General features: G+C 31.8%; 24 protein-coding genes. 17 read left to right on the top strand and 7 right to left on the bottom strand.

Features of this window, described 5'->3' with window-relative positions:
- Position 1 precedes the first annotated feature (1 nt).
- Positions 2-1,546 carry an MSC_0619 family F1-like ATPase alpha subunit gene (locus HLA87_RS02620; protein WP_171111655.1) on the top strand — a complete coding sequence of 515 codons (1,545 nt, stop codon included), beginning with the start codon at positions 2-4 and terminating at the stop codon, positions 1,544-1,546.
- A complete protein-coding gene (locus HLA87_RS02615) occupies positions 1,546-2,922 on the top strand; it encodes an MSC_0618 family F1-like ATPase beta subunit (RefSeq protein ID WP_171111653.1) in 1,377 nt (458 codons plus the stop codon). The genes HLA87_RS02620 and HLA87_RS02615 overlap by 1 nt, the downstream gene beginning before the upstream one ends.
- A gap of 88 nt (positions 2,923-3,010) precedes the next feature.
- On the opposite strand, the gene HLA87_RS02610 is transcribed toward HLA87_RS02615, so the two are convergent.
- Genes HLA87_RS02610 through gmk form a run of 5 tightly spaced genes read right to left on the bottom strand, consistent with a single transcriptional unit; the run spans position 3,011 to position 6,849 of the window.
- On the bottom strand, positions 3,011-3,661 hold the full coding sequence (locus tag HLA87_RS02610) for a ribulose-phosphate 3-epimerase (RefSeq protein WP_171111651.1): 651 nt from the start codon (positions 3,659-3,661) through the stop codon (positions 3,011-3,013).
- Complete coding sequence (rsgA, locus tag HLA87_RS02605; protein WP_171111649.1) at positions 3,654-4,490, bottom strand: ribosome small subunit-dependent GTPase A; 837 nt, start codon at positions 4,488-4,490, stop codon at positions 3,654-3,656. Before rsgA ends, HLA87_RS02610 begins: the two co-directional genes overlap by 8 nt.
- A 14-nt stretch (positions 4,491-4,504) precedes the next feature.
- Positions 4,505-5,491: a serine/threonine-protein kinase gene (locus HLA87_RS02600; RefSeq protein ID WP_171111647.1), complete on the bottom strand. Its 987-nt coding sequence runs from the start codon at positions 5,489-5,491 to the stop codon at positions 4,505-4,507.
- Position 5,492: 1 nt separating this feature from the next.
- Positions 5,493-6,263, bottom strand: coding sequence for a PP2C family protein-serine/threonine phosphatase (locus tag HLA87_RS02595; protein WP_171111645.1), 771 nt, complete (start codon positions 6,261-6,263; stop codon positions 5,493-5,495).
- On the bottom strand, positions 6,256-6,849 hold the full coding sequence (gene gmk / locus HLA87_RS02590; protein WP_171111643.1) for a guanylate kinase: 594 nt from the start codon (positions 6,847-6,849) through the stop codon (positions 6,256-6,258). Before gmk ends, HLA87_RS02595 begins: the two co-directional genes overlap by 8 nt.
- 56 nt (positions 6,850-6,905) lie before the next feature.
- Here gmk and HLA87_RS02585 point away from each other — a divergent pair, with 56 nt between their 5' ends.
- Positions 6,906-7,253, top strand: a complete 348-nt coding sequence (locus HLA87_RS02585; RefSeq protein ID WP_171111640.1) for a hypothetical protein — start codon at positions 6,906-6,908, stop codon at positions 7,251-7,253.
- 7 nt (positions 7,254-7,260) lie between these two features.
- Entirely contained in the window at positions 7,261-7,536 is a 276-nt protein-coding gene (locus HLA87_RS02580) for a hypothetical protein (RefSeq protein WP_171111638.1), read from the top strand.
- On the opposite strand, the gene HLA87_RS03570 is transcribed toward HLA87_RS02580, so the two are convergent.
- Positions 7,528-8,046 carry an HNH endonuclease gene (locus HLA87_RS03570; RefSeq protein ID WP_212752326.1) on the bottom strand — a complete coding sequence of 173 codons (519 nt, stop codon included), beginning with the start codon at positions 8,044-8,046 and terminating at the stop codon, positions 7,528-7,530. The two genes, HLA87_RS02580 and HLA87_RS03570, sit on opposite strands and share 9 nt — an antisense overlap.
- Positions 8,047-8,072: 26 nt before the next feature.
- On the opposite strand from HLA87_RS03570, the gene HLA87_RS02570 reads away from it, so the two are divergent.
- The 13 genes from HLA87_RS02570 to metK are packed head-to-tail and all read left to right on the top strand — an operon-like array spanning position 8,073 to position 19,788.
- Positions 8,073-9,149, top strand: coding sequence for a hypothetical protein (locus HLA87_RS02570; RefSeq protein WP_171111636.1), 1,077 nt, complete (start codon positions 8,073-8,075; stop codon positions 9,147-9,149).
- The gene (locus HLA87_RS02565; RefSeq protein WP_171111634.1) at positions 9,142-9,918 is read left to right on the top strand and encodes an MBL fold metallo-hydrolase; all 777 of its coding nucleotides are present in this window, start codon (positions 9,142-9,144) and stop codon (positions 9,916-9,918) included. Before HLA87_RS02570 ends, HLA87_RS02565 begins: the two co-directional genes overlap by 8 nt.
- Positions 9,918-10,292, top strand: a complete 375-nt coding sequence (locus tag HLA87_RS02560) for a hypothetical protein (protein ID WP_171111631.1) — start codon at positions 9,918-9,920, stop codon at positions 10,290-10,292. The genes HLA87_RS02565 and HLA87_RS02560 overlap by 1 nt, the downstream gene beginning before the upstream one ends.
- Positions 10,285-11,643 carry an SNF2-related protein gene (locus tag HLA87_RS02555; RefSeq protein WP_171111629.1) on the top strand — a complete coding sequence of 453 codons (1,359 nt, stop codon included), beginning with the start codon at positions 10,285-10,287 and terminating at the stop codon, positions 11,641-11,643. Before HLA87_RS02560 ends, HLA87_RS02555 begins: the two co-directional genes overlap by 8 nt.
- Positions 11,644-11,895, top strand: coding sequence for a hypothetical protein (locus HLA87_RS02550; RefSeq protein ID WP_171111627.1), 252 nt, complete (start codon positions 11,644-11,646; stop codon positions 11,893-11,895). It abuts the gene before it with no gap.
- A gap of 1 nt (position 11,896) precedes the next feature.
- Complete coding sequence (locus HLA87_RS02545) at positions 11,897-12,475, top strand: hypothetical protein (RefSeq protein ID WP_171111625.1); 579 nt, start codon at positions 11,897-11,899, stop codon at positions 12,473-12,475.
- A complete protein-coding gene (locus HLA87_RS02540) occupies positions 12,475-13,512 on the top strand; it encodes an adenine-specific methyltransferase EcoRI family protein (RefSeq protein ID WP_171111623.1) in 1,038 nt (345 codons plus the stop codon). Before HLA87_RS02545 ends, HLA87_RS02540 begins: the two co-directional genes overlap by 1 nt.
- A gap of 9 nt (positions 13,513-13,521) precedes the next feature.
- A complete protein-coding gene (locus tag HLA87_RS02535; RefSeq protein WP_171111621.1) occupies positions 13,522-15,540 on the top strand; it encodes a hypothetical protein in 2,019 nt (672 codons plus the stop codon).
- Positions 15,541-15,549: 9 nt separating this feature from the next.
- Positions 15,550-17,568, top strand: a complete 2,019-nt coding sequence (locus HLA87_RS02530) for a phage/plasmid primase, P4 family (protein WP_171111619.1) — start codon at positions 15,550-15,552, stop codon at positions 17,566-17,568.
- 11 nt (positions 17,569-17,579) lie between these two features.
- A complete protein-coding gene (locus HLA87_RS02525) occupies positions 17,580-17,924 on the top strand; it encodes a hypothetical protein (RefSeq protein WP_171111617.1) in 345 nt (114 codons plus the stop codon).
- Positions 17,909-18,364, top strand: a complete 456-nt coding sequence (locus tag HLA87_RS02520; RefSeq protein WP_171111615.1) for a hypothetical protein — start codon at positions 17,909-17,911, stop codon at positions 18,362-18,364. The genes HLA87_RS02525 and HLA87_RS02520 overlap by 16 nt, the downstream gene beginning before the upstream one ends.
- A complete protein-coding gene (locus tag HLA87_RS02515) occupies positions 18,354-18,638 on the top strand; it encodes a hypothetical protein (protein ID WP_212752325.1) in 285 nt (94 codons plus the stop codon). Before HLA87_RS02520 ends, HLA87_RS02515 begins: the two co-directional genes overlap by 11 nt.
- Entirely contained in the window at positions 18,628-19,788 is a 1,161-nt protein-coding gene (gene metK, locus HLA87_RS02510; protein WP_171111609.1) for a methionine adenosyltransferase, read from the top strand. Before HLA87_RS02515 ends, metK begins: the two co-directional genes overlap by 11 nt.
- 98 nt (positions 19,789-19,886) lie before the next feature.
- Here metK and HLA87_RS02505 read toward each other — a convergent pair whose 3' ends face one another.
- A complete protein-coding gene (locus tag HLA87_RS02505) occupies positions 19,887-20,393 on the bottom strand; it encodes a hypothetical protein (RefSeq protein WP_171111607.1) in 507 nt (168 codons plus the stop codon).
- Positions 20,394-20,455 lie beyond the last annotated feature (62 nt).

Below are 20,455 nucleotides of genomic sequence, written 5' to 3'. Positions count from 1 at the left end.
CATGCAAAAGACAAAAACTATTAAAAATCCAACTATAAGTTCAATATTTGATTACATGGTTGAGGTTACAGGAGAATTTAATTACTCACAAAAACAAATGTTTAAAATTAAATCCAAACCACACATTAAATTGTTACTTATTAATGCACAAATTAATAAAGCTATGTTGCTATCTAATGACCAAGAACACGAACTTACCATTGGTGATGAATTAGAATTGGTTGATTCAAATTTTAATGTAACAACCGATTCAGTTTATTTTGGTAAGATTATTGATGTTGCAGGTAATATTATTGCGCCTGAAGCGCTACCATGTCCGTCATTTTACGCCACACAACATTCAAGTCAAGTATTCAAATTGGCGCATGACTTAATGAGTGTAAAAACACTTAATGAACAACTTTATACAGGTATCAACGCAATTGATTTATTAATTCCGATTGGTAAAGGCCAACGTGAATTAATAATTGGGGATAGACAAACAGGAAAAACCCACATTGCTTTGAACACCATAATCAATCAAGCAAACAAAAATGTTAAGTGTATTTATGTAGCTATAGGACAAAAAAGAGAAAATATTGCTGCGATTTATTCAACTTTAGAGCAATACAATGCGCTAAAAAACACAATAATAATCGACGCTTTTGCAACCTCAACATATGACCAATTTTTAGCTCCATACATTGGAATGGCTCACGCAGAAAATCTTTCTTTGACGGATGATGTTTTGATTGTATTTGACGACTTGACAAAACACGCAAATGTATTCAGAGAAATGGCTTTACTTTCAGATGCACCAGTTGGTAAGGAAGCAATGCCTGGAGATATGTTCTTTGCTCACTCACAATTATTAGAAAGATCAGGTAATTTTATTGGCAGAAAAACTATTACCGCTCTTCCAATACTACAAACTATTGATGGTGATATCACGTCATTAATATCTTCAAATATTATTTCAATCACTGATGGTCAAATTGTAACCAGTGCTGACATGTTCGCTGCAGGGAAATTACCAGCAATCAATATTGATTTATCTGTTTCAAGAACTGGTTCTAGTGTCCAAAACCACACAATTACCAAAGTAGCTGGTGCAATTGGAAAAATTTATAGACAATATAAACGTCACTTAAAATTAGCAACTCTTGATTATGAATTTAATGCCGAAACCTCTTTGCTTTTATCGAAAGGGAAAATGATTGAAAAGATGTTCACTCAAAAAGGTTTTTCTTTGTATTCTGATCGCTTTATTTTGCTTACATCTAAAATAATTTCATGAGGCTTATTTAAAGGTGTAAAAAACGAACAAACAGCCATGAATTTTCTTAATAAATTAATCGACACAAATAAAGAAGCTAGAGAAACCTTTTTGTTAATATCAAAAGGTACTAACTATGATGATAATACAACCAAAAATTACTTTGCTTATGCGCTAAAACAATATTCTGACTATTTAAATCTAGGTTGAAATATAAAAACAGAATACAAATTTATTGCGTTTGATAAACAATTTTTAGAAAATATAGCAAAAGAATTGGGGGATAAATAATGACAGGAAAAATAACAAAATTTAGCTCCGATGTGATTGAAGTAGTCTTTAAAACTAATGAATTGCCAAAGGTAAATACTCTTTTGACAATGCATGATTCAAAAACCTTTCTGCTTGTTAAAAGAGTTGTAAATGATACAACTGTTAAAGCAATAGTTATTTACACTTCACAACCCATTTCTTTGGATGATGAAGTTCATAATACAAATAAAAGTTTTATGGTACCAGTTGGCCAAAAATCAAAAAATAATATTTATTCTTTTGAAGGAAAACCATTATTAAATAATGTCAATGATTTAAAATATGTTGAAATGAATTCAACAATCAGTAAAGATAAATTTATTGATACCAAAATTGAAATTATTGAAACTGGAATTAAAGCAATAGACTTTTTTATCCCGATTGTGAAAGGTTATAAAATAGGAATTTTTGGTGGCGCCGGTGTTGGAAAAACTGTGTTGATGAAGGAAATTATATTCAACGTCAATAATAATAGCAAACAAACTAGCAACATTTTTATTGGTTCAGGAGAAAGAAGCCGTGAAGGAATTGAACTTTATAATGAACTAAACGAATCAAATTTATTAAAGAATTCTATTATGTATATTTCAAAAATGAATGAAGCGCCCGGGGCTAGAATGTCAATTGTTCCAATTGGAATTACAGCAGCTGAGTATCTACGTGATCAGGAACAAGAAGATGTATTACTCTTTATCGACAATATATATCGGTTTATTCAAGCAGAAAATGAAGTTAGTTCTTCATTAGGAAAAAAACCATCAGTTGGTGGTTACCAGTCAACATTAGAAAGTGATGTTGCAAATATAGAACACCGTATGTTCAAAAATCAAAATGGAGCTATAACATCATTCCAAACAATGTTTTTACCTATGGATGATTTATCTGATCCTTCAGCTGTAGCCGTATTCAATCATTTAGATGGTAATTTAGTTTTATCTAGAACTCAAACAGCCAAAAACATATTTCCCGCTTTTGATCCGCTAGCAAGTCAATCAAATTCAGTAAATGAAGCAATTATTGGCAAAGAACATCTAAACGCAATTATTGAAACCAAAAGAATTTTGAAAACTTATAAAGACCTTGAAGATGTAATTTTAATTCTTGGTTTTGATGAATTGGACGAACAAAACAAAATTATTGTCAAAAAAGCATTACAACTAGAAAACTTTTTTACCCAAAACTTTTTCATGACTGAACATTTCACTAAATCAAAAGGACAATTTGTTAAATTAGCAGATACTGTCAAAAGTGTGCAGAAAATATTAAATGGTGAATATATAAAACAAAGCCCTGAAATATTTTCATATGTGGGTTCGGCTTTAGATATTCCTACTGATAATGAATTAGGTTTATAATTAAACAATCGTATTAAAGACGATTGTTTTTTACTGATTTATTGATTATTCTTTAGTTTCCGGATTAAAAAAAACGCAAATATTGCGTTTATTTAAGAATAGAATTTATTGTTTCTTTTGTTGGGTTTTTGACAACGAATGTACCCGCTACACAAGCATCAGCTCCAGCTTTAAATGCTAGTGGACCAGTAGTATCATTTATTCCGCCGTCAACTTGAATTAAATATTCGTATTGATTTTTGATTCTTAATTGTTTTAAACTTGCAATTTTGTCTAAAGCGGAAGGCATAAATTTTTGTCCCCCTGCTCCTGGTTCAACAGACATTACTAAAACTAAAGCTACATAAGGTAAAAATTGTTCAATTTCAGTCACTGTTGTGTTTGGTTTGATAGCCAAACCAATACGATAGTCATGATGTTTTTGTTTTAGAAAATCAAGTAATTCAGCCGGTTTAATTGCTTCGTAGTGAATAGTAATTATGTCAACTACATTTTTGTATGAATCTAGATATTCCAAAGGATTTACAACCATTAAATGTGCATCCATAAAGTGTTTTGAAGAAGTTTTTTTTATTTCAACAATTTCTTCTAATTCAATTGCTTTATTAGGCACAAATTTTGCATCCATTACATCGTAGTGAATTCATTCAATACCTTGGTTTATTAATAATTGAGCCATTTCTGCTCTTTTTCCTTCGTCTACATTAAGTAATGAAGGTGTTACATATTTTTTATTCATCTTTCGCCTCTTTCAACATTTTTAGGTAATTATTATATCTAAACTCAGGAATAACTCCTTGTTTTACATTTATTTTTATATTGCAATAATTATCAGGTTCATTCAAGTGCAAACAAGATTTAAATTTACACATTTTTCCAAGGTTTTTAAACTGCTTAAATGACTGAGCTAACTGTAGTTTTGTTAAATTCGTATCAAAACTTGAAAACCCAGGCGTGTCAATTAACTGCCCACCTAATGTATCAATAATTTGAACAACACGAGTAGTGTGCTTGCCACGATTGGCAAATTTTGAGATTTCTTGAGTTTCAAAATTTGTGCCAGCTATAGCATTAATAAAAGTGGTTTTACCAACACCTGATTGACCCATTAATGAAATAACACGGTCTTTAAAAATAGTTTTAACATCATCAAGTCAACTTGGACTTCTATAATCAATCTCATAAATTGTGTATCCCATCGATTTATAAGTTGTTTTTCACTCGCTTAATGCTAAGTCAATCTTTGTAACAAAAATAATTGGTTCAATATCATTTGCTTCAATGAAAGCAAGATATTTATCAACCAAATACGGTTGAAATGTTGGTTCAACAACCGACATAACAACAATTATTGCGTCAATATTAGCAACTTTAGGTCTTATAAAAGAATTTTTGCGTTCGTGAACAGCAGTAATATATCCTTCTGGTTCGAATTCAACTATATCACCGACAATAGGATCAATATTTTTGTGTCTAAAAACTCCAGCTGCGGGTAAAAAATGCATCTGACCTTGTGTATCTTTAATGTGATATCTACCTCCAGTTAAAGAATAAATTTTTCCTTGCAATATAACCTCTTTTCTTAAATTAGCACAACTAATAAAATAATTCCAACAATAATTAAAAGCGTGATAACTGATATCGATGTAATCAAAAACGTTTTTGAGTTAATGATATCTTGAGCAGTGCGTTTGGGTGAAATTTTCTTAACATCAAGAGGTTTTTCGTAAAATCTGTCTGGATGTATACTTGTTTTTAAATCCTCGCGCATACTTCACATTGTCGCGTATCTTTTGTTAGGATCTTTAGCGGTTGCTTTGATAATAATATTAGCTAATGACTGAGGAACATCAACAATTTTAGTAATATCAGGAATTTGAGAGTGTTTTTGTTTACGCAATGTTTCGCTGGCATCAGCGCCCCTAAAAGGATAAGAACCAGTTAGCATTTCATATAATAAGATTCCAAGTGCATAAATATCTGATTGAATTGTCGGTTTATTGTCTGACATACATAATTCGGGAGCCATATAATATACTGAACCTATAACTTTAGAATCTTGAGTGAATCTTTGACTATCCTCGCCCAGTGCTAAACCAAAATCAATTATTTTAACATTTCTATCGCGAGTTATCATAACGTTATTGCTCTTAATGTCTCTATGAATTATGTTGCAACTGTGAATTTCTCCAATTCCTTCTGCTATTTGCATTGCGTAATTAACGGCGGTTTTAGAAATCAGTTTACCACCTTTGGAAATATTGGTTTTTAAACTATCGCCATCAATGTATTCCATAACTAAATATTGCTCATTGTCATCAGCATATGAATCAATATATTTAGCTATTCTCGAAGAGTTGATTGATTTGTAAAGTGCTATTTCTTGTTTGAATCTTTTTGTTGTGGTATCAACATCGCTATCTTTTTTGATTACAAAATATTTTAATGCGTATATTTCGCCTGGTTTTTCTAAAGATTCAACTTTAAACACATCACTAAAACCGCCACTACCTATAGCAGCTAAAATTTTATATTTTGTATAAACATGACTATCTTTTCCTGGGGTCATTTTATCTCCATTCCGAGTTTTGTGCAATTACTGCGTAAACTGCCGACGCGTTGTCAGTAGAGCGATTTTCTAATGCGGTTTGTACAATAGACTGAACAGCTTTAAAAGCATTTTCTTCCTCTTTAAGTGTCAATTCTATTGCTGGTTTTTCTATGAAATTGTGTACACCATCACTTGTACACAAAATGCCATAAACTCGGTCCATTTCTTGAGATAAATCAAAGATTTCAATCTTTGTTTTCTTTTGTGGCCCTAATGCTGAAGTTAGTGCGGTACTAAATCTAGTTCTTTTAGCCTGCAATTCGCTTAAACCTTCTTCGCGTATTAAACGATTCATTAAGTTATGATCAATAGTAATTTGTTTCAAGTCACCTGACTTAGTCAAAACTCATGTTCTCGAGTCACCAATATTAAAAATATATAAAAAATTAAATTTAGTACTGAATATTGCTGCGGTAAGCGTTGTTCCCATATCTAACTTAGCTTCGTCATTTTCGCCCAATTTTTTCATCTCGCTTCTAGCTAGTTCAACACATGACTTAAATCACTCAGCATAAGAAGTAATATCATTTTTTTCTAAAGGAACAGATTTTTGAAAATTCTCGTTGAAAACATTTATTGTTATATTAGAAGCAAATGCTCCACCAAAATGCCCTCCCATACCATCACACAGAATCAACATTCCACAGTCATTTTTAAAAAATATCCCAGTCTTGTCTTGATTTTCTGACCGGACATTTCCAACAACACTTAATTCGCCAAAATTATTCATACAACTCTTTCATTAGTAGTTTTTCAATTTCTTCAGCTGCTCTGATTGGGTCATCATTGACAACATTATATTTAAAAATATCCTTATCAGCCAGTTCTTCCTGTGCTTTTTTAAGTCGCTTGTCAATATCATCTTGAGTTTCGGTATTTCTGCCAATAATTCTGTATTTTAAATCATCAAAAGAAGGCGGTAATATAAAGACTGTGATTATGTTATATTTTTCCACATTTTCTTGATTTTGAAGAATTTGTTTGGCTCCATATGTTTCGATTTCTAGAAAAGGAACTTTATTTTCATTATGTATACGATCTATTTCACTGCACAAAGTACCATAATAGTTGTCAAAATGAAAGCTATATTCCAATAATTCGTTTTTTTCTATTTTAGATTTGAAATCTTCCTTTGAAATAAAGAAATAATGTAAACCGTCAATTTCCCCAACACGAGGACTTCTTGTCGTTGCGGATACAGATAATTTAAGTTTTAACTCCTCTTTTGTAAATAAAATTTGTTCAATTGTACCTTTGCCTACACCACTAGGGCCGACAAAGATAATAATAGGTTTCTTTTTAGATTTATCATACATAGTTATAATATTATATACACATTTTTGGCCTCTGTTAACTTAAAACAGGAGATAAAATGAAACTAACGCAAAAAAATTTTAAATATATAGTTGATAGCATTAACTTAATAATTAATCAATATGAAATTTTAGATGAAGAGTTTGGATCTGCGACTTCACAATGACTTAAAATCAACAAACCTAAGTTATTTAACTCAGACAAACTTAAAGGTACTGATTCAGACTGAAGCACAGGATTGCTAGACTTAGTTAGCTGAATGCAAATGGCCGGCGAACATCTTGATGATATTCACAAGAAATGTAATAACGAACTAGTGTCTAAATATAATAAATTTAGCGGTGAAATAATAGCTAGAAGTTTAATTGACTTACATACAATAATTAAAAGAGTTTTAAAAGGATAACAATATCATGACTTTTTGAGATTTTGTAAAAAAATATTATTCTCATCCATACGCGATGTACGCTTGTGAAAAGCAAAGTTTGCTATTAATTGAAAAAACTCAAGCAAAAACATTAAATAGAATACGTCAAATAAATAAAGAGCTTAAAGCTTTACAAAACTTAAACCCATTAGACATTATTAACGCTGATAACTTAACAATAGTGCACGCCTTTAGCGACTTTAGCAAACTTGAAAGCGAGCTTTATGCTGATTACGACTTTCACGTCAATAAATTAATTTAAAACTGAATCTTTAAAAAACTGGCGAATATTAAACTTATCGCCATCGCTGATAAATATATTAAAACTCATAAAATTAACTCTTTTAAAAAACTCACAAAGCAAGTTAATCAAATTTTGAGCGGTTGAAAAGTTAAGTGAGGTTTCAATTACATAAAAGTCATATGAATTAGCATGACGCATATATTGACTAGCTTGCTCTTTGAGATATTTAACTTGATTTAAACTAATACCTCGATGTTGACCTAATTTGATATTAATCGAATAATCTTTGACTTTATAATCCCTCAAAAACCGCAACTGATTAGTCTTTTCAGCGTGATGCGAAATGCATAAAGTTTGTAAGTTATTATGGTCGAGAAATAAGTCAATTCGATTGTTGTGTGGAATTATATGGTCGACTTGAAGTCTTAATGTGGTTGAACATTTAACGCAATAAGGTTGGTTATTAAGGTGTTCATCACGCAGTTTAATTCATTCAGTCGAGTTATAAGGAGTAGTTCAATTTATCATCTTAATTTAATTATAAAGGAGTAAAAATGAGAAAAATAAAAATAGTGGATGTAAGCGTTGAAAAGTTTAAAGCATTAACTAATTACTTTCAAGACTTAAGAAATTTTAGTGTTGATAATGCATACGCAAATGGAAAAAACGGGACTGGCAAAACGACAAAATTAAATGCATTAACGTATTTATTAAATAATAAAAAAGACTTATCGAACAAATTAGCAACTCAAGCTGATGACTCAAATTTAGCACTAGTTTTAGAAATTGACCTAGGTAATGAAGTCAACTATCAAACAATTAGCTTCAATAAGAATGCATGAATGAGCATTCGCAACAATTTAGCGCCTAGAAAATTAAAAGTTGGTGATTATAAAGTTTTAATGAATGAGTTATTTAATGGAATGTGAGAATATTTTTCACTTTTAACAAACCCCGATTATTTTATGGAACTCGAAGGTTCAACTCAACGCAATTTGTTTATAAATTTCTTACTAAAAACTCAAGCAAGACTAGGTGGCAAAAACTCAACTGAAGTTCAAGAAATTATCGACAGTGGGAAAGATACGACTGAACTCAAAAAAGAAATTAAGGCTGAAATTAAGCAATTAATGCAAAGTTTAGAAAATAGCTATGTCTTTGATCTAGAGTTAAAACCAAAAATTAGCAAAGAATTAAAACAAGCAACTCACTTAATTATTAAGCAATATCAAATTGATGAAGCAGTTATTAAATCAAGAATAGCAGAATTAGACGAGCAACTGGTTAGAATCGCAAAAGCAGAAAATGAAGTGGTTAGAAAGTTTAGCAAAGGCGTTAATGATATGTTTGCTAATAGTGACCTAAAAATTAAAATCGACTTAATCACAAAAACAAGCGGTGAAGAGTTTATGTTAATTAAGACGCTTGACGATGTCGAGTATAAAAATTTAAACACTGTTAAAAAGTTAGAAATAGCCCTAGCATTTAATAAGTTATTTCAAAGACTTAGTGATATTGAGACGTTTGTTTTAATTGATAACTTCGAACGTGTTGATAATGATAATAGCACTAAATTAACTGAGTTATTAGGGCAAAGACAAGTGTTAGTTGCAAAGGTGACAAATGAGTAAGCTATTTAGTTATGGTTCGAGTTCAAAAGGCAATTGTTATTTAATAACTTTCGATGATATTTTTAGCACTTCAATAGTGTTAGACGCTGGGATTAACGTGCTTAGAAATAAACAAGATTCTAATAGAGTAGCATTTCAAAGGTGTGATTACATCTTTATTAGTCACGAACATATTGACCATTCTAAATATTTGAAGTCGTTTCTGGATTATTGTCTGAGTGCTAAATGTGTAATTAGTTCAGGTGCTTGAAATGAGTTAAAAAAGCAGACACCGGCATTAAAATCTAACTCCCATAGAGTCGACATTATTGACCCGCAAAGCGACAAAGTAGTCAGTCTAGCAAATTCTCCATTAATTATTAAAGTTTTAAAAGTTTTACATAATTCTCTTGGAAATAATGGATATCAAATCTTTAACACAGAGACAGATACTGGAGTGCTTTATATCACTGATTGTGGGAGTTTCAACCCCGAGCAACTTGACGACTATATCTTACAAAAAACGACATTATTTATGATTGAAAGTAACCACTTAGCAAATATGCCTGTCATTGACTTTAAAACACAAGTGCAAACGTCAGACTTTGGTCACTTCAATAACGAGCAAGCAATTAAGTTAGTTAATTATATTGAAGAAAGAATTGGTCGAGATATCAAAGAGCAAGTTGTATGACTTCATACATCGCCTAGCGAGTTCGAAAAACTAAAACAAAGTGACACATTCGGGAAAAGATTAAAAAGTCAAGGTTTGGAGTGCGTTGAGTTTTAATGGCTAAAGAAAAACAACTCGAGCAAAAACTCAAAAAAGAGTTTAAACGCAATAATATTGAATATTTCAAAATAGCGGGTGGACGCTTTCAAATTAAAGGAATGGCCGACTTATTAGTGTTTCACGACTTCAATTCATATGCGTTAGAACTAAAATATGACTTATTTAAAAACCGACCTACATGTACGCAATTATTACAAGCTGAACGCTTTGGCGAGCATGTTATTTGGCTCTTTGTCGACTTTAATAATGCTGACTATGTACTCGAACAAATTAAAAATAACAACACTAAAGTTTTGAAACATTACGGGAGCGTTCAACGCAAATATTTCCGCGAATTATTAAAAATAAAAGAAAAAGGTAAAAATGACTAAACAACTTTATGAATATCAAAAACAAGCAGTCGCTAAAGCGCTTAGTCACGACCGGTTCTTGTTAGCACTTGATATGGGGTTGGGTAAAACATTATGTGCGTGCACTTGACTGCTTAATGTGATTAAGTCCCAACAAGATTCAAAAATTAACAGCGTGATTGTGTGCGACAGTATTAAACTAAGCGACTGAAAAAATGAATTAATAGACGTTGGAATTGAAAACGTCAAAGTTGTCGATAAAGTAAAATCACTTAAAGAATTTAAAGACTTCGATAAGCAAAGGGGACTTGTCTACGTTATTAGTTACGGGAAATTAACGAACGCATTAGGAAGCGATAAAGAGTTAATGACTTCAGACTTCAACTTAATAATAGATGAGTCACAAGCACTTAAGAACAAAAGTTCAAAGCGGACGCTTAGATTACTTTCACGAAGTAAATATATTAAGAAATTATTGCTTTTAAGTGGCGACCCGATTTCGACTGGTTATGTAAATTTATGACCTCAGATGAAAATATTGCAAAGTTTTGTTGACGGTTTTAGTTATTGAGATTTTGAGCGGTCGTTTTGTAAAGTTGAAACAAGCTATGGACAACATGGAAGTTTTAAAAGCATCAACGGTTACAAAAACACAGATGAGTTAATGCAAATATTGTATAAAAAAGCTTATTTTTTAAAGACAGAAGAAGTTCAAGAATTACCGAAAAAAAGAACGTTTCAAGTTGAAACGCAACCCAGTAGTTATTATAAAAAAGTCGAAAAGGGTAACTCTTTGATTACTTCAAACTTCAATTTTACAAGCGACTCAATTATTAAACAATATCACGGATTAAGACAACTGGCAAGCGGTGTAATTAAAGACGATTCGGGACAATTTCAACTTATTGATAACGGCAAACTTGACCGTTTAAAAGACTTAATAGAATCAAGCACTTACAACTTTACGCTATTTTATAACTATCGAGCCGAAGCTTATTACATTAAAGAATTGTGTAAAAGTTTAGACATTAACGTCTTTGAAATTAACGGTAAACATAATGACTTGGAAAAGGTGCTTAATTGCGTCGAACGTTTTATTGTATTAATTCATTATGCATCTGGTGCGAGAGGTGTTGATGGCTTACAGTTTAAGGTATTTAATCAGATTTATTACTCGCCGCCAAACTCCGGTGAAATGTTTAGACAAAGCCTTAAAAGAGTACATAGAATCGGACAATCAAAATGCGTAAATTATTACTTTTTTCACAACAAAAATACAATTGAGACTCATGTCTATGAGTGCTTAAAACAACATAAAGATTACAGTATTGAACTTTTCAAACATTATTTAAATGAAAGGAGAAATGAATAAATGGTGTGTAAATATCAAATTTATCACGATGAAGAAACAAACAATTGATGACTAATCAATTTCGATTATGAAGCTAAAACTTTAGACCGCTTCAATGCGACTGCATTTGTTTATAAAATCGAAAAACCCGAAGGTGTTGTTAACTTACAACCTTCAAGCGAATACTCTAGCTCAGTGCCGGTTTCAGGCTTTAGCGGGCTAAGATTCAAAACCGTAAAATCAATTACAAATCAAGAAAGCGAGGTCATTTAATATGGCAATAAATTTTTCAAAAACATGAGAGCAAAGAGCTCTAGAAGCTAGTGAAAGCTCAACTCAACCAATTGCAGATGGTAACTATGTAGCAAAGATTACAAATGCTGCGATTACAATTCATCCACTTCACAAAGTCGACGTTATCGACATTAATTTAGAAATTGTAACCCCAGGGAGCGAATTCGGAAAAACGACAGTTAAGACGCTTTTTGTCGACGAAGATTACAAAAACGCAAAGAAAAGAAAATGGGACTTATCAGTTCTTTATGAATTGCTTGAAGCTCACAATTTACAATTTTCAAACCAGAGAGAGTTAGTACTTGCGTTGTTAGATTTAAGAGACGTAATGGTCAACTTAAAAATCTCAAGAAGCGAAAAAGTGAACGAAAATGGACGTGCGTTCATAAATCGCGAAATAAGTCCTATTACAGATATTAACAAGATTAATAAAGCAAGCGTTGAACCAGTAAAACAAACTAAAAAACATCAATGAGTTACTGAATTAGACACAGCTGAACCAAACATAACTAAAGCACAAACACAATCAGAATCAATTAGTTTTGACGACTTAATTTAATGGTTGAAAATATCAATAATAAAAAAGTAATTACATTAACTGAACTAATTAAAGAGTTTGAAGTTGAAAATAAAAAGCAAAAAGGTCATACTGTTTTAACAAACGCAAAAAGAAAAGCAAACGATGAGTTTTATACAACCATTGAACCAATCGAAAATGAAATGGAGTTTTGAGCTAAACAAGACGCTTTTAGAGGTCGGAGTATTTTATTACCATGCGACCCACTCGACTTATTTGATGGCTTAGTTGAAGGTTTAAAACATTCACAGTTTTGAGTTTATTTTCATAAAAATTTTGAACGTCTTGGATTAAAGTCTTTGAGAGCGACATGTTTAACTTTCGGCGAGTTAAAAAATGCTAAATTTTATGAATATAAAGGTGGAGACGATAATAACTTAGATGCTTATATTGAATATAGCGTTGAGAGTGATGGAGATTTCAACGACCCTAAATTACATCCTGAATTTTTAAAAAGCGACTTAGTAATTACTAACCCTCCCTTCTCCAAATTGCGTCTCTTTTTAAACGTGTTAACAGACTTAAAACTTGACTTTTTGATAATAGCGCCTCAGACAATCATAAAAAGTTTTAAATTTTTAACAAACTATAAAAACAAACATTGATTCTTAGGTCACACTTCAGTTAAGCCTGTATTTGTTGATGCTCGGAGTACAAGGGAGAAATTAGGAAAAGTTGTAAAAGGCGGACCGAACTGTATTTGAATAACTAGTTTAAAATCAATTTTAAAAAGCAAGCGTGTGAAAAAAAATGATATCTCATTTTCGACTTTTGACTTTTACCCAGATATTATCAATATAGATCGTTTCAATGACTTAAATCTAGCTGTCGAAATCTATGGTAAAAACCAACTTTATGGTGTACCAATTTCAGCTTTAGTCAATGATAATTTCAATGAAAAATGAGAATTATTATGTTGCATATCTGAGTGCATTTGCGACGATAAAAAACACAACAAAAGAGCATTTGTGAATGGCGTTCAAAAATTCCCCAGATTAATAATTAAAGCAAAAAATTAAGGAGTAAATATGAGCACAAATTCAAACCTTGAAAAAGTTAATAACTTACCACTTGACACGTGAATTTACGACATTGAAATATTTAAAAAATTCTGGTGTGTTGTATTCATAAACGCTAAAACTAGAGACGTTAAAGTCTTTAAAAAAGGTGAATATTTAAAACTTCGTGAATTTGTGCTTAATAAACTAAAAGGTAAATTTGTTGGTGGTTACAATAACGTGAATTATGACGATTTCATCTTACGAGAATTGATTGCTGGAAATTCTGGTTATGAACTAAACGACTGAATTATCAATAAACGAGCAAAACCTTGAGAATTTGAAAAACTGAAACTAGCTCCAAAATTGCCGTTTTTTAGTTTTGACTTAATGCAAATGTTGGGAACAGGTCGAATCGGACTAAAGAAATATCAAGGTTTTTTAGGCCTTAGTATTGTCGAAAGTCCAGTGCATTTTAGCTATACAAGTGACCTAACTCAAGAGCAAATTGACGGAGTTGTTAATTATTGCATTAGTGACGTAAAGTCAACTCTATATTTGTTTATTAAGTTTATTGACCAGTTTGTTATTAAACAGCAAATGATTGTCGACAATAGACTTGAAAGTCGGATGTTATCAAAGACAATGGCTCAAATCACTGCTCGAATTTTTGAAGCTGATAAAACTTTGGTGCCTCGTTATAAAAGTTATGACTACAAAGCTCCCGACAACGTCAGACAACTATATCAACGAGCATTACCTCAATATTTATGACTAATTAAAAAACTTGAAAATATGACCTTTTATACTGAATTTCACGAGCATTATCAACGTAATCAAGTTGACTTCAATATAGAACACAAAGGACTAACTTATTCGTTTAAATCAGGTGGACTTCATGCGGCCAAAAATATAATAATAGACGCTCCTGTCAACATAGTCAACAAAGATATTGTGAATAACTACCCACATTTAATCGGACTTTACAATTACGGCTCTCGAGCTAGTAAGAATATGAGTAAGTTAATTATGAAATTCATCGCCGAGCGTAAAGAAGCTAAAAAAGCAAAGGAAATGATAAAGTCAAATTATTTGAAAGAGTTAGTTGTTAGACCTTTTGGTGCGATGGAGTACAAGTTTAACGACTTATGAGACCCTCGACAAAGAATGGCTGTGTGTTTAACTGGCGAGTTAATAATGTTCTTTTTATCTGTTAAATTAAGTGAACACGTTGAAATTTTACAAGTTAATACCGATGGTGTAATGTATGCATATGAGACTGAAGCTCAACGCTTAAAAGCTGAAAAAATAGCGTCAGCTTGAGAAAAAATAACCTTGATGACTTTAGAAACTGATTGCTTTGATATGTTATACCAAAAAGACGTTAATAATTACATTTTAGTCGACTCAAAAAACCCCGACCGAAATAAAACTAAAGGTTCAATGGTCAAATACTGAAAGCAACAATATCACAATCCCGAATTTAATACAGTAAGAGGTAGTGCTAACAATAACTTGACTGTTCTAGATAAAGCTGTCTATCACTACTTTGTTAATAAAATACCGCCTCGTCAAACAATTGATGCAGAAAGCGATGCTGTGTGTTTTCAGTTTATATTCGACATAAAAGGAGCATACACTCACGTAATTACAAACAACCAAATAATTGACGACCATAAAGTATTTCGAATCTTTTACACAAAACACGGCAATCCAGTATTTAAAGCATTTCAAAAAGAAAATGGGGAATGAAAAAAAGACAAAGTAGCTTTAAGTTCAGAGCATAGCACTATCTATAATCACAAAGTTTTAGGGCTAGATGTTAAAACATTAGACTTGGATTTAGATTATTATGAACAGCTCGCTTGAGAGCGAATCCGTATGTTTGAAAACAGTCCGCAAACCGGTGAAAAAATGCAAGTGTTATACCCAGGCGAAAGTTATGACTGCGCTCTTTGTGGAACCTCATTAGAGAATGAGTTAGTCGTTCGAACTATTTATGACGACGAGTTAGAAGTTTGCAAAGTTTGCTATTTTTCAAAAAAATAAGGAGTTAAAATGGAAAAACACATCGATAAAAAAGCATTTAATAACTTTTTAGAAAATTCAAGTTTTATAGTTGTAAATAGCGACAAGCAACCCGTCAAATCATTTAAAGACGCGACCGACCGAAGCAGACTTGAGGACGTCGTTAGTGAGAATAATTTAGGTCTGTATTTAGAGGACGAGTGAGTAGTTATCGACGTCGACAGTAAAGACAACGCATCGGCTGGCGAAAAGCTTTTAGAAGTTATAGATTACTACGGTTGACAGTGTAATGTTATGAAGACAACTCGAGGCTATCACTTCTGATTTAAAAAGTCGGCCGACATTAAAAATTACGTCAATATTGTTTTACCAGTCGGAATTAGAGCTGATATCAAAGCAAGTGGTCGCAATGCTTATGTTGTTATTAAAAAAGACGGAAAATTCAGAGATTGAATAAGATTTTATAAAGCTGTCGACAAATTACCAACTGAACTAAGTCCAATAAGTTTACAAGCATTTCAAGATTTAGAGTGCCCAGTTGGATTACTGGAAGGCTCTAGACATGATAACTTATTCCGTCGCATTGCGACTTTAGCAAACGCCTACTGAAGCAAACAAAAGGCTTATAACTTAATTAATGTAATTAACTCCTTATTATTTGCTAGTCCATTAGATGCTGCTGAAATTGAGGGCATATTCTCGAGAAGTCATACGTTTTTCGAACAAACAAAACAAGGCTTCTACGACGCTGACGGCAAACTTCAAATATTCAATGTTATCGACTATATTATTGCTGAATTTAAAATTGTAAGATATGGTGGCAACTTGTTCTTTTATAGTGAAGTCGAATCGATTTATAAATTAATGCAAGATAACGATATTATGCGTGTAATTAAGTCACTAATACCAAAGACTAAACTTTTAAATATTAAAGAGATATTAAATCAAATTAAAATCAGTCCAAAAATACCGATGAAAGATATCGAGCCAAATGTAGTCGCATTACAAAATTGTTATTATGACTTATCTCGCTTCCGTCGCATCCCAGTAGACTCAAACTTGTTTGTTATTAACAAAATCAATGTTACTTACGACCCTAGATATAAGACAGAACAAAAACTTAAGACTGTTAAAAACTTTTTAAGCGATATTTGTAGTGGTAACTTAAGACACGTTCAGTTGCTGTTAGAATTTATTGGTTACTCAATGACTTCACATACAAATTTCCAAAAAAGTCTATTGTTATATGGTCAAACAGCGTCAAATGGTAAGAGTACATTTTTTGACTTATTAAGTTATTTTTTTGGAACTAAAAACGTGAGTTATTTAGGTTTTGAAGAGTTAGGCAGACGCTTCGCAACAAGTGCACTTTTAGACAAAATGGTTAACATCGGTGCTGACATTTCAACTGATTACATCTCTGAACCATCAACTTTTAAAAAGCTTGTGACTGGTGATTATGTAAGTGCTGAATTTAAAGGTAAAGACCGCTTCGCATTCAAAAATAAAGCTAAGTTGATATTTGCGACTAATAAATTACCAGCAACTCAAGATAAGTCAAATGGATTTTTTAGACGTTTTATCATCGTACCGTTCGATAACGAATTTACGCAAGAACGTGGTAATTTAGACCCTAAAATTAAAGAGAAATTACTTACGCCAGTAAATGCTAACTCATTATTCTTATTAGCAATTGACGCACTTAAAAACTTAACTGAAAGCGGTAAATTTACTAAAAGCGACGCTATTAATAAGTTGCTTATTGATTACGCAGATTCAAATAACAACGTCAATGTGTTTATATTAAATGACCCGCTTTATACCGATGATGAAATAAGAGAAGGTCAGTCATTTATCAATAAAACAGTTGTTGAAAAATATAATGAATATAAGCGTTTTTGCCTTGAGTTTTCTTATAAAGCTTACTCACTTACAAAATTCAGGGAAGAAGTGTTGCTGTTTTTTAAACCATTAAAACTTACGACTCGAAAAATAAAGAAAAATGATGGAGTATTCGATACTTTTCAAAAACTAATTGTTAAATTTTAAGGAGAAATAAAATGGATAAAAATCAATATTTAAAACAAAAACGTCAACAAGTTTTAGACCTAATTTCTAATTCTAAAATTCTCAAACGCCACAACATTAAAGTTGACTACGTTATAAGGACTGATAGGGAAGTGTTAGTTTTAGAATTACCTAATAATAAGCAGTGAAATATTGAGTGCACTTTTAACTCAATTGACTGAATAGAAGTTGAACTATTACAAGCATTAATAACATATATTAAAGGTGAGAGTTTAGACATTCGAACTCTTGAAAAATACACTCAACATTGAAGTATTGAAAGTTTAGACACTTATCACTGACTTAGTTCACTAAAACAAAAATGAACGAAAAAATAACTGAGTTAAACTATCGCGACTTAGACTTTTGAACCTGATTGCGTTATAGAATTAAACGTCCGAATGTTGCTTTTGTTCACGAACTTTATTCTAATCCTGAGTTTTTTAACTCTCAACAAATATCTAATAAATTGACGTTTAAATTAGTTCAGTCAATTTTGAGTAATCTTGATAATCTTGATATTGTAGATACCGAAACTTTTGAAGTTATTTATCCAGTTTCAAAGATTAAAAAATATAAAAAACTTTATAAAGACGACTATGGATTACATAACTGAATAATTTATAAATACGATCAAGTTAAAAACATTAAAGAAATAAAATCAAAAATGAGAACATATCAACTTAATTATTTTGATACGCCCGCTCACAAATTAAAAAATAAAGTCAAAAACTGGCGTGTGTATGACGGAAATGAAATCGAAAAACATGCAGATTAAAATTCAAGAAATTTGCAACAGCCGAGTAAAACTAGTTGACTGCGATAATAATGTTTATGATGGTTTTTTAACTATTGACTACCATCACTTTAAAGTCGCAATAATTAACCTAAATAACGGCGTTGTGTATTCATTCAATAAAACAAACATTAAAAAAATTATCTGACCTAGCGGAGTTAGTTTTACAACTAAACAACTAGATTTAGCCTTATTAGAAAACTTAAAAAACTGATTCGCTCACATTAATAAAGAAATGGAGAAACATGAAAATTAATACAACTAAATATACTTATTTTACTTCGGAAAGCGTCTGAAAAGGACATCCTGATAAAATGTGCGACACGATAAGCGATTCAATTATGGACGCAATTCTAGAGCAAGACAAATTTGCACGTGTTGCGGTTGAAGTCTTTGCTTGTAACCACTTAATTATTATCGGTGGTGAAATCACAACCAGAGCTAAAGTCGATTATCGAGCAATTGCTTGAAACGTCTTAAAATCTTTAGAATATAACGAAAATGACTTTACTATTTTAGTAAATACGAACACGCAATCGCCAAATATAGCCCAAGGCGTACAAAGCAATTCAACCGACGTAATTAAGGCGAGTGACCAAGGGATTATGTTTGGTTATGCTTGTAGTGAAACAAGCGACTTATTACCGCTAACTTCACAATTCTCTCACTATCTACTTAAAGGACTGGAACAAATTAAACTAAGAAGCAACTTCAAGCATTGAATTAAGTATGATGCTAAGTCGCAAACCACGGTTCAAATAAACAAGAAAACCGGCGAACAAAAAATAGCTCAAGTAGTTGTTAGCGTTCAAACAATTAAAGAAGTTGAAAATGAGACATTAAAGAATTTAATAATTGAATATGCACTAAAACCAGCTTTAGAATACTTCAGCGTATCAACAACTGACGACTTCGAACTATTAATTAATCCAACGGGAGCGTTCTATGTCGGCGGTTCCTTTGCTGATACTGGTTTAACAGGTCGCAAAATTATAGTAGACACTTACGGTGGACACGCTCGTCATGGAGGCGGAGCGTTTAGTGGTAAAGACTTAACTAAAGTCGATAGAAGTGGTGCTTATTATGCTCGTTATGTTGCTAAAAATATAGTCGCGGCCGGACTTGCTGATAAGTTCGAAATTCAAGTTAATTATGTGATTGGAGTTGAGGACATCACTGCTTACACGTTTGAAACATTTGGAACTAACCACGTATCAAATTCAGTAATTCATCATGTAATTAAGCGCTTTTTCAACTTCTCAACTAATAACATAGTAAATTGACTGCGTTTTAGTAATGTAAAATATGCTGACTTTAGCGTCTATGGTCACTTCCAACCACACGCTCCATGAGAGCAAACGGACAAAGTTGAAAAAATTAAAGAATTCGTCGCCGATAAATTTTAAAAATATTAACAAGTTTGTGCTTATATAGACTTGTTTTTTTTATGCGCTTGAAGCATTTAACTTAATAAAAAAGCCGAAGCTATTAACCATCGACTTAATTATATTTCTCTGAAAGCTTTAACAATTTTCGGGTCGTTGACCTTATGACCTTCTTTTTCAACTATTTCCCTAATTTTTTCGATTTTCTCTTTGCGTTTTAACTCAGCTGACTCTAAAATGTCACGAATTAATAAGGTTGCGTTAGCACTAAGTGGTTGAGCTGTCTCGATAAATGAATTAATTAACAATTTCAATGTATAGTCAACAAATTCGGGAGCGTCTTTTTTGAAAATCTGAAAAATTCCACTTCGTTTTTGAAAAATATCTAATTCGCCTTTTTCGCTTAATTCTTTCTGGAATAGATTTTTTCGCTTCTTATATAGAATAGTTTCCATAATTACTAACGCCATTTTTCAAATCACAATTATTCACGCAATAAATGAAATAATTAACTGAGTTATGGTTTTCGAGTTTCACTGCTTCGAATAAAATTCTTCGATTATGATTTCAATTGTTGACCCATCTTTAAATGGAAAGAACAGAATAATCAAACTAATTACAATCATAACCAGCAATGAGAACACAAACACTAAAATTTTCTTGTGCGTCCTTTTGAGTTTTTTATGCT

Source organism: Mycoplasma miroungigenitalium (assembly GCF_013008635.1).
GTDB lineage: Bacteria > Bacillota_I > Bacilli_A > Mycoplasmatales > Metamycoplasmataceae > Mycoplasmopsis > Mycoplasmopsis miroungigenitalium.
Note: the sequence above shows the minus strand (reverse complement) of the source record. Positions and strands in the feature narration are given on the sequence as shown.